The organism is Nitratidesulfovibrio liaohensis (assembly GCF_011682075.1).
Classification (GTDB): Bacteria; Desulfobacterota; Desulfovibrionia; order Desulfovibrionales; family Desulfovibrionaceae; genus Cupidesulfovibrio; species Cupidesulfovibrio liaohensis.
Window position 1 is genome coordinate 1 of sequence record NZ_VSMK01000702.1, and the last position, 749, is coordinate 749.

The window sequence follows — 749 nt, forward strand, 5'->3', positions numbered from 1 at the left end:
CCGCGCGGCTGCGGCCAAGGCCGCATCCGTTGCCGCGTCGCGCCCCGGCTGTGTGGTCATCGCTGCGGACACCGTGGTGGCCCTGCACGGCGAGATCATGGGCAAGCCGCGCGACCGCATGGATGCCGTGCGCATGCTCTCCCGGCTGGCCGGGCACACCCACGAGGTGGTCAGCGCCTGCTGCGTGGCCCTGCCGGACGGCAACAGCGAAACATTTCACGCCGCCACCCGCGTGACCATGTGGGATGCGCCCGCCGCTGCCCTTGCCGCCTATGCCGCCACGGGTGAACCCGATGACAAGGCCGGAGCCTACGGCATTCAGGGGGTGGGCGCGTTTCTGGTGGAATCCATCGACGGTTCGTGGAGCAACGTGGTGGGGTTGCCGGTGGCCGAACTGGTCCGGCTGCTGCTGCATCACGGCGTCATCGAGCCGAAAGGCGAATAAGTTGCGTCCGGCGCTGCATTGGCAACGCGCACGTGCCGCGTCCGGCAGCGCAGGGCGCGAAGAATACGGAGCACGGACATGAGCACGGCACACGACGACGGATCGGAGCGTTGCATCCCGCAATCGCCCCCGCGCGGCCTGGACAGGCTGGCCCTGGAAGTGGCCCGGGTGTGGTACGCCGGGCGCAGCCCCGTGGCCCCCGGCACGGTGGGGTCTGCCGTGGCGGCGCTATTGGCGCCCTGGTTGTTCCTGCCCCTGCCGCTGGGCTGGCGCGTGGTGGTGCTGCTGGGGGTGTTTTGCGGCG

General features: G+C 70.6%; 1 protein-coding gene and 1 pseudogene. Both read left to right on the forward strand.

Annotated elements, in window-relative coordinates:
* Nucleotides 1–445 (forward strand): Maf family protein (locus FVW27_RS17965; protein ID WP_167127844.1); only part of this gene is annotated, 445 nt, incomplete at its 5' end.
* Between the two features lie 78 nt (nt 446–523).
* Nucleotides 524–749 (forward strand): annotated as a pseudogene (locus FVW27_RS17970) (phosphatidylglycerophosphatase A); the annotation flags it as partial.